Annotated in this window: 11 protein-coding genes and 1 pseudogene; 8 read left to right on the top strand and 4 right to left on the bottom strand. The window is 55.3% G+C overall.

Features of this window, described 5'->3' with window-relative positions:
- Positions 1–38: 38 nt before the first annotated feature.
- Entirely contained in the window at positions 39–1,718 is a 1,680-nt protein-coding gene (gene dauA / locus ABLV30_RS20545) for a C4-dicarboxylic acid transporter DauA (RefSeq protein WP_014229756.1), read from the top strand.
- Here dauA and ABLV30_RS20540 read toward each other — a convergent pair whose 3' ends face one another.
- Together ABLV30_RS20540 and ychH are read right to left on the bottom strand one after the other, a co-directional pair.
- A complete protein-coding gene (locus tag ABLV30_RS20540) occupies positions 1,719–2,765 on the bottom strand; it encodes a MerR family transcriptional regulator (protein WP_064358141.1) in 1,047 nt (348 codons plus the stop codon).
- Positions 2,766–2,974: 209 nt separating this feature from the next.
- Positions 2,975–3,250, bottom strand: coding sequence for a stress-induced protein YchH (ychH, locus tag ABLV30_RS20535; protein ID WP_004103160.1), 276 nt, complete (start codon positions 3,248–3,250; stop codon positions 2,975–2,977).
- A 272-nt stretch (positions 3,251–3,522) separates the two neighbouring features.
- Here ychH and pth point away from each other — a divergent pair, with 272 nt between their 5' ends.
- The 4 genes and pseudogenes from pth (at position 3,523) to ABLV30_RS20515 (ending at position 7,187) form a co-directional block, all read left to right on the top strand.
- Positions 3,523–4,107: an aminoacyl-tRNA hydrolase gene (gene pth / locus ABLV30_RS20530; RefSeq protein ID WP_004121831.1), complete on the top strand. Its 585-nt coding sequence runs from the start codon at positions 3,523–3,525 to the stop codon at positions 4,105–4,107.
- Between the two features lie 117 nt (positions 4,108–4,224).
- A complete protein-coding gene (gene ychF, locus ABLV30_RS20525) occupies positions 4,225–5,319 on the top strand; it encodes a redox-regulated ATPase YchF (protein WP_004851898.1) in 1,095 nt (364 codons plus the stop codon).
- 75 nt (positions 5,320–5,394) lie between these two features.
- Positions 5,395–6,401, top strand: a pseudogene (locus tag ABLV30_RS20520) (tyrosine-type recombinase/integrase).
- Between the two features lie 168 nt (positions 6,402–6,569).
- A complete protein-coding gene (locus ABLV30_RS20515) occupies positions 6,570–7,187 on the top strand; it encodes a Fic family protein (RefSeq protein WP_049069127.1) in 618 nt (205 codons plus the stop codon).
- Here the strand turns inward: ABLV30_RS20515 and ABLV30_RS20510 are convergent.
- Entirely contained in the window at positions 7,184–7,354 is a 171-nt protein-coding gene (locus ABLV30_RS20510) for a hypothetical protein (RefSeq protein ID WP_004900141.1), read from the bottom strand. The genes ABLV30_RS20515 and ABLV30_RS20510 overlap by 4 nt on opposite strands.
- A gap of 339 nt (positions 7,355–7,693) precedes the next feature.
- Positions 7,694–9,478: a sigma-54-dependent Fis family transcriptional regulator gene (locus ABLV30_RS20505; protein WP_032749937.1), complete on the bottom strand. Its 1,785-nt coding sequence runs from the start codon at positions 9,476–9,478 to the stop codon at positions 7,694–7,696.
- A gap of 489 nt (positions 9,479–9,967) precedes the next feature.
- On the opposite strand from ABLV30_RS20505, the gene ygeW reads away from it, so the two are divergent.
- From ygeW to ABLV30_RS20490, 3 genes are all read left to right on the top strand, one after another.
- Positions 9,968–11,155, top strand: a complete 1,188-nt coding sequence (gene ygeW / locus ABLV30_RS20500) for a knotted carbamoyltransferase YgeW (protein ID WP_004851903.1) — start codon at positions 9,968–9,970, stop codon at positions 11,153–11,155.
- A gap of 64 nt (positions 11,156–11,219) precedes the next feature.
- Positions 11,220–12,419 carry a diaminopropionate ammonia-lyase gene (dpaL, locus tag ABLV30_RS20495; RefSeq protein WP_187228045.1) on the top strand — a complete coding sequence of 400 codons (1,200 nt, stop codon included), beginning with the start codon at positions 11,220–11,222 and terminating at the stop codon, positions 12,417–12,419.
- Positions 12,420–12,482: 63 nt separating this feature from the next.
- Entirely contained in the window at positions 12,483–13,694 is a 1,212-nt protein-coding gene (locus ABLV30_RS20490) for a YgeY family selenium metabolism-linked hydrolase (RefSeq protein ID WP_348865651.1), read from the top strand.
- The last annotated feature ends 40 nt before the right edge of the window (positions 13,695–13,734 follow it).

The following is a 13,734-nucleotide window of genomic DNA, read 5'->3' as shown; positions in this document are numbered from 1 at the left end:
TAGTTGACAGATGATGCGCTCATGGATGAAACATTATTGTGAACAGATTATTTTCCTCACATGTGATGCCTTTCCGCGCCCTCATCGACGCTTGTTGGAAAGAAAAATATACCGCTTCGCGGTTTACTCGTGATGTGATTGCCGGAATTACCGTCGGGATTATCGCTATCCCGCTGGCGATGGCGCTGGCAATTGGCAGCGGTGTGGCGCCGCAGTACGGTCTCTATACCTCCGCGGTGGCGGGGATCGTAATTGCGTTAACCGGCGGCTCGCGCTTCAGCGTGTCCGGGCCAACCGCCGCTTTCGTGGTGATCCTCTACCCGGTCTCGCAGCAGTTCGGGCTCGCCGGGCTGCTGGTCGCCACCTTGATGTCGGGGATCTTCCTGATTCTTTTCGGCCTGGCGCGCTTTGGCCGCCTGATTGAGTATATTCCGCTATCGGTCACCCTCGGCTTCACCTCCGGGATCGGTATCACCATCGGTACCATGCAAATTAAAGATTTTCTCGGTCTGCAGATGGCCCACGTGCCTGAACATTATCTGCAGAAAGTCGGCGCGCTGGCGATGGCGCTGCCGACCATTAACCCCGGCGATGCCGCCATCGGCGTTGTCACGCTGGGCACGCTGATTATCTGGCCGCGTCTGGGGATTCGTCTGCCGGGCCATCTGCCGGCCCTGCTGGCGGGCTGCGCGGTGATGGGCGTGGTCAACCTGCTTGGCGGACACGTCGCCACCATCGGCTCTCAGTTCCACTATATTCTCGCCGACGGCAGCCAGGGCAACGGTATTCCGCAGCTGCTGCCGCAGCTGGTGCTGCCGTGGGATATGCCCGGTTCAGACTTCACCCTCAGTTGGTCCTCGCTGCAGGCGCTGCTGCCGGCGGCGTTTTCCATGGCCATGCTCGGGGCGATTGAGTCCCTGCTGTGCGCCGTGGTGCTGGACGGCATGACCGGCACCAAACACAAGGCCAATAGCGAGCTGATTGGCCAGGGGCTCGGCAATATCGTCGCGCCGTTCTTCGGCGGCATTACCGCCACCGCCGCTATCGCCCGCTCGGCGGCCAACGTTCGCGCCGGGGCGACCTCGCCGGTTTCCGCCGTGATCCACGCGCTGCTGGTGATCATGGCGCTGCTGGTGCTTGCCCCTCTGCTCTCCTGGCTGCCGCTTTCCGCGATGGCGGCGCTGCTGCTGATGGTGGCATGGAATATGAGCGAAGCGCACAAGGTCGTTAACCTGCTGCGCTATGCGCCAAAAGACGACATTATCGTCATGCTGATGTGTATGTCGCTGACCGTCCTGTTTGATATGGTCATCGCTATTAGCGTCGGTATTGTGCTGGCTTCCCTGCTGTTTATGCGCCGGATCGCGCGGATGACCCGCCTCGCGCCGGTCAACGTCGAGGTTCCCGATGACGTACTGGTGCTGCGCGTCATTGGTCCGCTGTTTTTCGCCGCCGCGGAAGGGTTGTTTACCGATCTGGAAACGCGGATTGCTGGCAAGCGTATCGTCGTGCTGAAGTGGGATGCGGTGCCGGTGCTGGATGCCGGCGGGCTGGATGCCTTCCAGCGCTTCGTGAATAAGCTGCCGGAAGGCTGTGAGCTACGCGTGTCGAACCTGGAATTTCAGCCCCTGCGTACCCTGGCGCGGGCAGGCGTTAAGCCGATTCCGGGCCGCCTGAGCTTCTACCCGGACCGCAGCGCCGCGCTGGCGGATATTTAATTACCCGGCGGCAGGCCCCGGCGCCTGCCGCATCATTACGCCAATCGCCTGCTGAAGCCAGCCAAGCACCTCCGGCGTCATCCACGTTCCCTTCATCAAATGCGGCTCCCGCTCCATGGCATAACGAAACTTCTGCTGCGTGTGCAGATCCTTTCCCGCGTAAGACTGGAACAGCGCCAGCCAGCGCTGCGCCAGCTGCTGACCTTCCGCGGAGGCAGGCTCCCGCTTCTCACGACAGGCCCGATGCAGCTCGGCCACCAGCGCCGGCCACTCCATCAGGCGATCGAAATAGTGCTGCCGTGTAAAAGCCAGCTCTTCGGCGTTCAGATAGCGCGCCCAGATGGCCAGCTTGCTTTCGGCAAAAGCACGGGTAATGAAATCAATCATCTCCGGCGTCACCCCGGTTTGCTCGCGCATCTGCGGTTCGGCGGCGTGCATCTCATTCAGGCGAGTCAGAAACTCCGGCCTGCCGGCGGTATCCTGCTCCAGCTGCGCCATCCAGCGGGTGGCCAGCGCAATCGCCCGAGGCTCATCGGCCGGACAGCGTTCGCCCATAAGCTGCTGCGCTTCACCCACCAGCTCCAGCCATATCTGGTTACGCTGCGCATCCTGCTCTGCGAACGGCAGCACCTGTAATTCCTGTTGACTAAACCAGCGATCGTACATTTTCATCAGCTCCAGCGTTTGTAGCCAGGACTCCAGGTCGGGCTCGTCTCCGCTGTCCAGCTCTTCACGCAGCAGCGCCAGGCGCTGGCGCAGCGTGGAGAGGGTTTGCAGCTGCCGGTCGAGGGTGGCGATCTGCTTGACCAACAGGTCGGACAGCGAGAAGGCGTCCCGGTCGAGATAGTCCTTGATAGTGGCGAGTTCCAGCCCGGCCTGCGCCAGCGCTTTGATCATATGCAGTCGCTGAACGGCCGCCAGATTATAGAGCCGGTAACCCGCCGCGCTTCTGGCCGAAGGCGCCAGCAGTCCCGTTTGTTCATAGTGATGTAGCGTGCGGACGGTTATGCCGGCGCGCTTCGCCAGTTCACCCACCTGAATTAACATGACTGCTCCTTTCGTTTACCAGTGGCGCCACTCTGCTGCCTGACGTGACGTCAGGGTCAAGCGTTCTGTACAGGAATTGTATTAGGCAGACGATGCCGAAGAAAGACGAAGAGAGAAAGGAGGATTTGAGACACCAACAGGCGGGCAGCCTGAACGGGCGGCATAAAAACGCACCAGCCGTTCACAACGGCTGGCGGTCTGGAATTCACTCAGCTGTGGCGATGCTGATCGCGGCGGCAGCGTTTATCGTAGTGGCGAACCCACCAGTATCTGTCGCTAACCTGTTCATGACCGCCGATACGGGCGCCAGCCAGCCACAGTACCGCGCCGACAAAGATACTCAAGATCGCGCCGTGTGCGAAAAACTGCGGCAGGTCAAGCTGCGGAAGCTGGTTTAAAATAGAATAACCAACGCCGACAACCATGACGACCAACCCCAACCCCATCAGCACATTACCGAGTAACGAAGCGTTTCTGCGTTTCATATGTCACCTCCGGAACCTTGGGTTGCATGGGAATATCCCCAAATCTTATAGGTGTAGTATAGACAATGGCCAATATAGCGATTGCGTGGACGATCACAGAAGCGAACATCTTGCCAACAAAAGTTTACAAATAACCCACTGAACAACATCAAATTCTAATTATTCAAACCCGTGATTATCTGTGGCAGGTGCGTTTCGCTGGCAGAATTTTGTCAACCGCGCGCGCAGACAGTACACTACGCGCCAGAGAACGATCCAAGCAGGATAAAAAAGTGAGCATAAAATTAATTGTCGGCCTGGCGAACCCCGGCGCTGAATACGCGGCGACCCGACATAACGCCGGCGCCTGGTACGTGGATTTACTGGCTGAACGCCACCGCGCGCCGCTGCGCGAAGAGAGCAAATTCTTCGGCTACACCTCGCGGATTAACCTTGCCGGCGAGGATGTCCGCCTGCTGGTGCCGACGACCTTTATGAACCTGAGCGGCAAAGCCGTCGGCGCGATGGCGACCTTCTTTCGCATCAACCCGGACGAAATCCTGGTCGCCCACGATGAGCTCGACTTACCGCCAGGCGTGGCTAAGTTCAAGCTGGGCGGCGGCCACGGCGGCCATAATGGCCTGAAAGACATCATCAGCAAGCTGGGCAATAACCCGAACTTTCACCGCTTACGCGTGGGAATCGGCCATCCGGGCGATAAAAATAAAGTTGTCGGTTTTGTGCTGGGCAAGCCCCCCGCCAGCGAACAGAAGCTGATTGATGAGGCCGTTGACGAAGCGGCACGCTGCACCGAGGTGTGGCTGAAGGATGGCCTGACCAAGGCGACCAACCGTTTACACGCTTTTAAAGCGCAATAACCGGTCGGCGTGCGGAATTTTTGTCACGCACCGTGTATAATAGGCGAAGCTGTTTACTTTTCTGCAATCTGTTCACTGTAACAGGTTGATTATCCAAAGATTAAGGTGATTTAAATCATGGGATTCAAATGCGGTATCGTCGGTTTGCCCAACGTCGGCAAATCCACCCTGTTCAATGCGCTCACTAAAGCGGGTATTGAAGCGGCCAACTTCCCCTTCTGTACCATTGAGCCGAACACCGGTGTCGTGCCGATGCCCGATCCGCGTCTGGACAAACTGGCTGAAATCGTCAAACCACAGCGTATTCTGCCGACCACGATGGAATTCGTTGATATCGCAGGCCTCGTTAAAGGCGCGTCGAAAGGTGAAGGCCTGGGCAACCAGTTTCTGACCAACATCCGCGAAACCGAAGCTATCGGTCACGTGGTGCGCTGCTTCGAAAACGACAACATCATCCACGTTAACAATAAAGTGGATCCGGCTGACGATATTGACGTTATCAACACCGAGCTGGCGCTCTCCGACCTGGACACCTGCGAGCGCGCTATCCACCGCGTGCAGAAGAAAGCCAAAGGCGGCGATAAAGATGCGAAAGCCGAGCTGGCGGCGCTGGAAAAATGCCTGCCGCACCTTGAGAACGCCGGCATGCTGCGTTCGCTGAAGAACCTGACCGAAGAAGACAAAGCGGCGATTAAATACCTGAGCTTCCTGACCCTGAAGCCAACCATGTATATCGCCAACGTCAACGAAGACGGCTTTGAGAACAACCCTTATCTCGATAAAGTTCGCGAAATTGCCGCCGCCGAAGGTTCTGTGGTGGTCGCCGTTTGCGCCGCCGTTGAGTCCGATATCGCCGAGCTGGACGATGCCGACCGCGATGAGTTTATGGCCGAGCTGGGTCTCGAAGAGCCGGGCCTGAACCGCGTTATCCGCGCCGGCTACGAGCTGCTGAACCTGCAGACCTACTTTACCGCAGGGGTGAAGGAAGTGCGCGCCTGGACTATCCCCGTCGGCGCCACTGCCCCGCAGGCCGCGGGTAAAATCCACACCGACTTTGAAAAAGGCTTTATTCGCGCGCAGACCATCGCCTATGAAGACTTTATTACCTATAAAGGCGAACAGGGTGCCAAAGAAGCCGGGAAAATGCGCGCTGAAGGTAAAGACTACATCGTGAAAGATGGCGATGTGATGAACTTCCTGTTCAACGTCTAAATAAAATTTGTTGTCTCATGAGGTTTCATTGAACCTCATGAACATCGAAAAAAACCACAAAATCCACGCAATTGCGTGGATTTTTCATTTCAGCAAGCGCGTAAGCAAGTCGCAGATGGAGTTAGCCCGACACAGGCTCGCCAGTTAGATAAGATCCGCAAGGTCAACGACGTCTCCAACACCTTTAAGCTGATCGCTAAAGAGTGGTTGCAGATGAAAGACTGGGCCGAAATTACCAAAACGCGCCGACTGGATATGCTTGAGCGTGTGGTTTTCCCCGCAATAGGTAAGCTCCCAATCAGAGAGGTCACTCCACACCACATCCTTAGAATTCTTCAAGAAACTGCTAAACGAGGAGCACCGACAGTTGCCGCTGAAGCTCGCCGCACCGTTTCATCAGTTTTTGAGTTAGCAGTTGCAACGCTTAGAGCTGATAGCGATCCTGTACGGCCTGTGCGCAAGGCCCTTCCGGCCAATAAGACACAGCACAAACAAGCACTGAATCCTCAGCAAATCGGAAAGTTATTAAACTGTTTTGATAATAGTCGTGGCTCGTACCAGGTTAACTATTGTATGTGGCTTATGTGGTGGACATTGACGCGTCCTGCAGAAGCCACCGAAGCAGAATGGACAGAATTCGATCTTGATAACGCCCTGTGGACAATTCCGGCAGCGCGAATGAAAGCCCGAGAGAACACGTTATTCCCCTACCCTCCCAAGCTATCAAAATGCTCAGAACACTACAGGGATTAACCGGGCATCGGCAGCACCTTTTCCCGGGCAGGGATAATCCGTTAGGTCCAATGACATCGCACTCGCTGCGCCAGCTACGTAAAAGCCTCGGCTGGAGTGGTACATATAGCCCACATGCAACCCGAACCACAGGAAGTACCCGTTTAAACGAGATGGGCTATCGACCTGATGCTATTGAGGCCCAACTTGCGCACGCTGATACCAACAATGTTCGTCGCACATACAACCATGCAACTTATCTTGATGAGCGAAAGGTTATGATGCAGGACTGGGCAAATAAACTTGAAGAATGGGTAGGAAGCGCGCGCAGCACTATTGATGTTTCGTAAACCATGATGTATTGGTCTGTTAATGCTGATTATTAACGATAATTTCCCATCAGATTATAAAAACTATATTTCAGCCTACACTTTTGTAACTGTCTGATTATACGACCATTGTTACTCTCCTCACCCAGCGTTATAATTTCTTAGCACCCATTAGCGCAGGATGTTCCCATGAGCCGATACCGTATCTCTGGCAGTGAAGGACAATATGAGAAAAACTCCGATGAGCAAGTTCTGGCAAATAAGCTGGGGATTGCTGATTCTGGTGAGATGGACGAAGCGGAGCTTGTGCTGTTAGAGAAGCTCTATCACTGCATTTTTGAAGAGCAGTTTCCAGCAGGGCAGATCACCATTGCTTTGCTGAAAAGCTGGCATCGCCGCTGGCTGGGAAACATCTATGAGTGGGCCGGGCAAGAAAGGACTGTCAATATCAGCAAAGGGGGCTTTATGTTCGCGCCCTCTGCACAGTTGCCAAAACTAATACACGAATTCGACGCTAAATACCTTGCCCGATATACACCATGCACCAACATGAGCGAAGAACAGATCATAGAGGCTATTGCTGTAACCCATGTAGAGCTGATACTCATCCATCCATTCCGGGAAGGCAATGGACGTTTATCACGACTTTTAGCTGATGTGATGGCGGTTCAGGGGGGACACAGGCCGCTGGATTATCAAAGCTGGGAGCAAAACAAAGCCGAATATATTTCGGCTATCCACGCAGGTATGTCAATGGACTACGGCCCGATGTGTTATTGGGTCGGTACTGCGTTAAGACGTGATTAAACAGCAAGACGAAGATGGGCGAACTTTTTGCGCGTCGCTTCAAGCGAAGCTTCGATCTTCTCAGAAGACTGCCCCGTCTCAACGGCGGTTGACGTTGCTACCGAGCGAACAATGTCAGCGCGAGACGGTTTAACGTAATACACCTGCGTTTTCTTGTCATTGCTCATCGCGATTCCTCAGCTATCGAATGTGTAATCTGTACTCATTATATCAAGGTTTCGACACGACTTCACATCATCTGTAGCCCGACGTCATCAAGGGGCCATCTAGCTCTGATTTAGCACTGCACTGAATTTGGGCCAGGGTCAGTGGTAACTAGCCTCAGATAGCAGCCTCAACTAAAGTGAGTACAGGCATGAGTATAAAAATAACAATCAAAAATAAAAATTTTAAATATAAAAATAATAAATTCACAATCACGATTCAACGTCTAAGCATTTCTTCGCCGTCATGCCCTCCACAAAATCCACGCGCTCGCGTGGATTTTTTATTGCCCGCCGTTCCCGTCAGTTCTGACCCGCCGCCAGCGAATATTTCTTTATTTTGCGATACAGCGTGGCGATGCCGATGCCCAGCTCATCCGCCGCCTGCTTTTTATTACTGTAGCGAGAGAGCGCATCGCGGATCATCTGCCGCTCCATCTCCTCCAGCGCCGTCACGTTCTCCTCCTGAGTGAGGGTCGCTGACGCTGAAGCCGACGACGTCGCCTGGCTCGCCGCTTCACCGCTGCTTAACAGATTCGGCGGCAGCAGCGACATATCGATGATTTCTCCCGACGGCACCACGTTGACCAGGTACTCCATCAGGTTGCTGAGTTCGCGAATATTGCCCGGCCAGCGATAGCGCTTAAGGAAATCGATCACGTCCTGCGCGACGCCGGGATAAACCAGATTGAGACGACCGGTATGCAGATGCAGGAAATAGTGAATCAGCAGTTCAATGTCGTCCTGACGTTCGCGCAGCGGCGGCAGGCGCAGCGGAATCACGTTCAGACGATAGTAGAGATCTTCGCGGAACTTCCCTTCCGCGATGTACTGTTCCAGGTTTTGATTGGTCGCGGATATGATACGAATATCGACCTGAACCGGATGGCTGGCGCCCACCGGCTGAATCTCACGTGACTCAATGGCCCGCAGCAGCTTGGCCTGCAGAGTGAGCGGCATATCGCCAATTTCGTCAAGAAACAGCGTCCCGCTATTGGCCGCCTGAATCAGGCCGGTCTTACCGTTTGCCGATGCACCGGTAAACGCCCCCTTCACGTAGCCAAACAGTTCGCTTTCTAACAGCTGCTCGGGTATCGCGGCGCAGTTAATCGCGATAAAGGGCTTCGCGTGGCGATCGCTGAGCTTGTGGATAGCGCGGGCAACCACCTCTTTCCCGGTCCCGCTTTCACCGGCAATCATAACGCTGGAGGGGCTCGGGGCCACGCGGCTGATCAGCTTTTTAAGCTGCCGCATAGGTCGACACTCTCCCACCATCGCCTCAATCTGCGGCCCTTCCTGCCCGCAGCTGAAATCGGCCGAAGAGTGCGACTGATGGAACGCCATTAAAAATAACCACTGATCCTGCACCGCGTGCAGCTGGCCGATAATGAGCTCCTTGCGATCGTCAAAGGAGATAATGTGCTGCATATGGCCGTGCTTGAAATTATCTTCGAAGGTCAACGGCTGAAACTGGATTGACTTACCAATCACCTGCCCCTGAGTGACGCTCATTATTTTCAAAGCGGCCTGGTTGGCAAATTTGACTCTTTGATCGTTACCCACGACCAGAACGCCCTGATCCATATTTTCGATCATGGTTAAAAATATTTTATGGATATTGTCGCCGACCGCCCGCTCCTGCAAAAAGCGGGAAACGAATATGGTTGAGACATGACGAACATAATCAGAAAACTCCTGGATATTCGCATTTATACGTTCCTGCTGCTCGCGCGTCAGCGCAACCAGGCTAATAACGCCGACGCAGCGGTCGTGATACATCACCGGCGTGCCAAGAAAGGCTTTCTCTTCGCATTTCTCCTTATTGTTACAGTCTTTACACAGGGGGTCGAAGCGGGAGTGGGTAACGACCTTCTCGGTCTGTGTTTCAATAATGTAACGCAGAAGCCGTGAATTTGAATTTAATTTATAGCCAATCTGTTTACTATAAGCGCCAGTTCCGGCGACCCGGTATAATTCGTTATCAACAATCTCGACCTCCAGCTGCAGCACGCTGGATAGCATCCTTGCAAACTTTTGAATTGTAGGCTGAATCTGCATTAAAATGGAGGGTGCTTTGGACGGTATCATGTCTATCGGCCTTCTATTATTGCTCACCTGTTCGGCGTCAAGCGAAGCGGCTTTATTTATCTGCGGGGAATGATACCACTCCTTTTAGCCACCCGCGTTGATATAGATAGGGCCAATTCCCCCACCTTATCTTAAATATGCAAGAGCTATCACAGTTTCTTATCATTATGATAAATTTGCAGCGGTTTTTATCATATTGGCGCAATGTGAAGATGATAATCGCATTATTTACGGCGGCAACCCGCGCCTGTCCCGCTGAAATGGACGGCGGGGGAAAAATTTCACCTTTCTCTTCCCGGGATAACTCGCCTGAATTCGTGACAGACCTGGCATAATCTTAACTATTCAATCCTCTCCGCCGCCTCTCCCGGAGGATTTGGCACGCTTATTGTTAGTGGTAATACAGCGCTGGCAGTCGCTAATTCGGCAACTCTGCATATCCGACCGCACAGCAATCAATAAGCCGTCATTCACGACCAGGATTGAAACATGAAAACTGTTAACGAACTGATTAAGGATATCAATAAACTTAACTCTCATCTCAGTGAGAAAGACTTTCTGCTGACCTGGGAACAATCGCCGGATGAGCTGAAACAGGTGCTGGACGTCGCCGCCGCGCTAAAAACGCTACGCGCTGAAAATATCGCCACCAAAGTGTTTAACAGCGGATTGGGTATTTCCGTGTTCCGCGATAACTCAACCCGCACCCGCTTCTCCTATGCCTCCGCGCTCAACCTGTTAGGTCTGGCGCAACAGGATCTGGATGAGGGGAAATCGCAGATTGCCCACGGCGAAACGGTCCGTGAAACCGCCAACATGATCTCCTTCTGCGCCGACGCCATCGGCATTCGCGATGACATGTTCCTTGGCGCGGGCAACGCCTACATGCGCGAAGTCGGCGAAGCGCTGGACGACGGCCACAAGCAGGGCGTCCTGCCGCAGCGACCGGCGCTGATCAATCTGCAGTGCGATATCGACCACCCGACGCAATCCATGGCCGATCTCGCCTGGCTGCGCGAGCACTTCGGTTCGCTGGAGAATCTGAAAGGTAAGAAGATCGCCATGACCTGGGCCTACTCGCCGAGCTATGGCAAGCCCCTCTCGGTGCCGCAGGGCATTATCGGCCTGATGACCCGCTTCGGTATGGACGTCACCCTCGCCCACCCGGAAGGGTACGACCTGATCCCTGACGTTATCGAAGTGGCAAAAAACAATGCCCAGGCCTCCGGCGGCAGCTTCCGCCAGGTGAACAGCATGGAGGAAGCCTTTAAAGACGCCGATATCGTCTATCCGAAATCCTGGGCGCCGTACAAGGTAATGGAAAAACGCACCGAGCTGCTGCGCGCAAATGACCATGAAGGTCTGAAGGCGCTGGAGAAAGCCTGCCTTGAGCAGAACGCCGGCCATAAAGACTGGCACTGTACGGAAGAGATGATGAAGCACACCCGCGACGGTGACGCGCTGTATATGCACTGCCTGCCGGCGGATATCACCGGCGTCTCCTGCGACGCGGGCGAAGTCACCGAGGGAGTCTTCGAGAAGTACCGGATCCCGACCTACAAAGAGGCCAGCTGGAAGCCGTACATCATCGCCGCGATGATCGTCTGCCGCAAATACGCGAACCCGGGCAAAGTGCTGGAGCAGCTGCTCAAGGAAGCGCAGAAACGCATCAAATAATCCCCAGGCTGGCCTGCGGGCCAGCCCCACGACTTTCGCATTTCAAAAAGGATAAGGATCGAGTATGTCTGCTTTCTCACTGAAAATGGATATTGCCGAAAACCGTTTTTTTAACGGAGAGATTTCACCGCTGTTTTCACGCCAGCAGGCGCAACAGGCTCGCCGCTTTCATCAAAAGATCGCCGGCTATCAGCCCACGCCGCTGGTGGCGCTGAACGAACTTTCCGCGCTGTTTGGGGTACAAAAAATCCTCGTTAAAGATGAATCCCGGCGCTTTGGCCTCAACGCCTTCAAAATGCTCGGCGGCTCTTATGCTATCGCCCGACTGCTGTGTGAAAAATATCATTTAGATATCAACGATCTTTCCTTCGAAACGCTCAAATCCAGCATCAAAGAGAAGATGACGTTCGCCACCACGACCGACGGCAACCACGGCCGCGGCGTGGCGTGGGCAGCCCGCCAGTTAGGCCAGAACGCCGTCATCTATATGCCGAAAGGCTCCGCGCAGGAGCGGATTGACGCCATACTGCGCCTCGGCGCCGAGTGTATCGTCACCGACATGAACTACGACGACACCGTCCGCTTTACCATGCAGACCGCGCAGAAAAACGGCTGGGAGGTGGTGCAGGACACCGCCTGGGAAGGCTACACAAAAATTCCGACCTGGATTATGCAGGGCTACGCCACCCTCGCCGATGAAACGGTAGAACAGCTCTCCTCAATGGGTATCGCCCGTCCGACGCACGTGCTTCTGCAGGGCGGCGTGGGGGCGATGGCGGGCGGCGTGCTGGGCTACCTGGCCGATGTCTACGGCGCGAAGCATCTCCATTCCATTATCGTCGAGCCGGAGCTGGCCGACTGTCTCTACCGCTCTGCGCTGAAGGGCCAGATCGTCAACGTCAGCGGCGATATGGCCACCATTATGGCCGGTCTCGCCTGCGGTGAGCCCAACCCGCTGGGCTGGGAAGTGCTGCGCAACTGCGCCACGCAGTTCGTCTCCTGTCAGGATGCCGTCGCAGCCCTCGGCATGCGGGTGCTGGGAAACCCGGCGGGCCAGGATCCGCGCGTTATTTCCGGCGAATCCGGCGCCGTCGGTCTCGGCCTGCTGGCGGCGATTCATTTCCATCCGCAGCGCGAAGCGCTGATGCACAAGCTCAAACTGGATAGCGATTCCGTGGTGCTGGTGATTAGCACCGAAGGCGACACCGACGTTAAGCACTATCGCGAAGTCGTCTGGGAAGGCAAACATCCGGCCGCACAGTAGCCGATTGATCAACATTCCTCCCGCCCGGCGGGACCCCCGTATTCAGAACTGGAGAACATCCTTATGGCTAAGCAAATTCCGTTCAACGCGATCCTGGAAAAATCAAAACAATACGAAAAAGAAATGACCCGCTTCCTGCGCGATATGATCGCCATCCCCAGCGAAAGCAGCGATGAGAAGCGCGTGGTGCACCGTATCAAAGAGGAGATGGAGAAAGTCGGATTCGACAAAGTGGAAATCGATCCGATGGGTAACGTGCTGGGCTACATCGGCCACGGCCCGCGTCTGGTCGCCATGGACGCGCACATTGATACCGTCGGCATTGGCAACATCAAGAACTGGAACTTCGACCCGTACGAAGGTATGGAGACCGATGAGCTGATCGGCGGACGCGGCGCGTCTGACCAGGAGGGCGGAATGGCCTCCATGGTTTACGCCGGTAAAATCATTAAAGATCTGGGCCTGGAAGATGAGTATACCCTGCTGGTGACCGGTACCGTTCAGGAAGAGGATTGCGACGGCCTGTGCTGGCAGTACATTATTGAACAATCCGGCATACGTCCGGAATTCGTGGTCAGCACCGAACCTACCGACTGCCAGATTTACCGCGGCCAGCGCGGGCGTATGGAGATCCGCGTGGAGGTTCAGGGCGTCAGCTGCCACGGCTCCGCCCCGGAGCGCGGCGATAACGCCATCTTCAAAATGGCGCCCGTTCTCACCGAGCTGGAACAGCTTTCACACAAGCTGGGCGATGACGAATTCCTCGGCAAAGGCACCCTGACCGTTTCCGAGATTTTCTTCACCTCGCCGAGCCGCTGCGCGGTAGCGGATAGCTGCGCCGTCTCCATTGACCGCCGTCTGACCTGGGGCGAAACCTGGGAAGGCGCGCTGGAAGAGATCCGCGCGCTGCCGGCGGTGAAAAAAGCCGCCGCGGTGGTCTCGATGTACAACTACGAGCGCCCCTCCTGGACCGGCCTGGTCTACCCGACCGAATGCTACTTCCCGACCTGGAAAGTGGAAGAGAACCACTTCACCGTTCGCGCCCTGAGCAACGCCTATGAAGGTCTGTTCGGCAAAGCGCCGGTGGTGAATAAGTGGACCTTCTCCACCAACGGCGTCTCCATTATGGGCCGCCACGGCATTCCGGTTATCGGCTTTGGGCCTGGGAAAGAGCCGGAGGCGCATGCGCCGAATGAGAAAACCTGGAAATCGCATCTGGTAACCTGCGCCGCGATGTATGCCGCTATCCCGCTGAGCTGGCTGGCCACGGAGTAATTGTTCGTCCTGTCTGCCGCCGCGCTCTGCGGCGGTATGT

The sequence above is a fragment of the Klebsiella sp. CN_Kp113 genome (assembly GCF_040064585.1).
In the GTDB taxonomy this organism is placed as follows: domain Bacteria; phylum Pseudomonadota; class Gammaproteobacteria; order Enterobacterales; family Enterobacteriaceae; genus Klebsiella; species Klebsiella michiganensis.
Note: the sequence above shows the minus strand (reverse complement) of the source record. Positions and strands in the feature narration are given on the sequence as shown.

Coding starts and splice junctions, on each gene's coding strand:
- ABLV30_RS20540 (WP_064358141.1), bottom strand. CDS start 2,765: ATGTTAATTCAGGTGGGTGAACTGGCGAAGCGCGCCGGCATAACCGTC.
- ABLV30_RS20510 (WP_004900141.1), bottom strand. CDS start 7,354: ATGAGCAATGACAAGAAAACGCAGGTGTATTACGTTAAACCGTCTCGC.
- ABLV30_RS20515 (WP_049069127.1), top strand. CDS start 6,570: ATGAGCCGATACCGTATCTCTGGCAGTGAAGGACAATATGAGAAAAAC.
- ABLV30_RS20505 (WP_032749937.1), bottom strand. CDS start 9,478: ATGATACCGTCCAAAGCACCCTCCATTTTAATGCAGATTCAGCCTACA.
- ychH (WP_004103160.1), bottom strand. CDS start 3,250: ATGAAACGCAGAAACGCTTCGTTACTCGGTAATGTGCTGATGGGGTTG.
- ychF (WP_004851898.1), top strand. CDS start 4,225: ATGGGATTCAAATGCGGTATCGTCGGTTTGCCCAACGTCGGCAAATCC.
- ABLV30_RS20490 (WP_348865651.1), top strand. CDS start 12,483: ATGGCTAAGCAAATTCCGTTCAACGCGATCCTGGAAAAATCAAAACAA.
- dpaL (WP_187228045.1), top strand. CDS start 11,220: ATGTCTGCTTTCTCACTGAAAATGGATATTGCCGAAAACCGTTTTTTT.
- ygeW (WP_004851903.1), top strand. CDS start 9,968: ATGAAAACTGTTAACGAACTGATTAAGGATATCAATAAACTTAACTCT.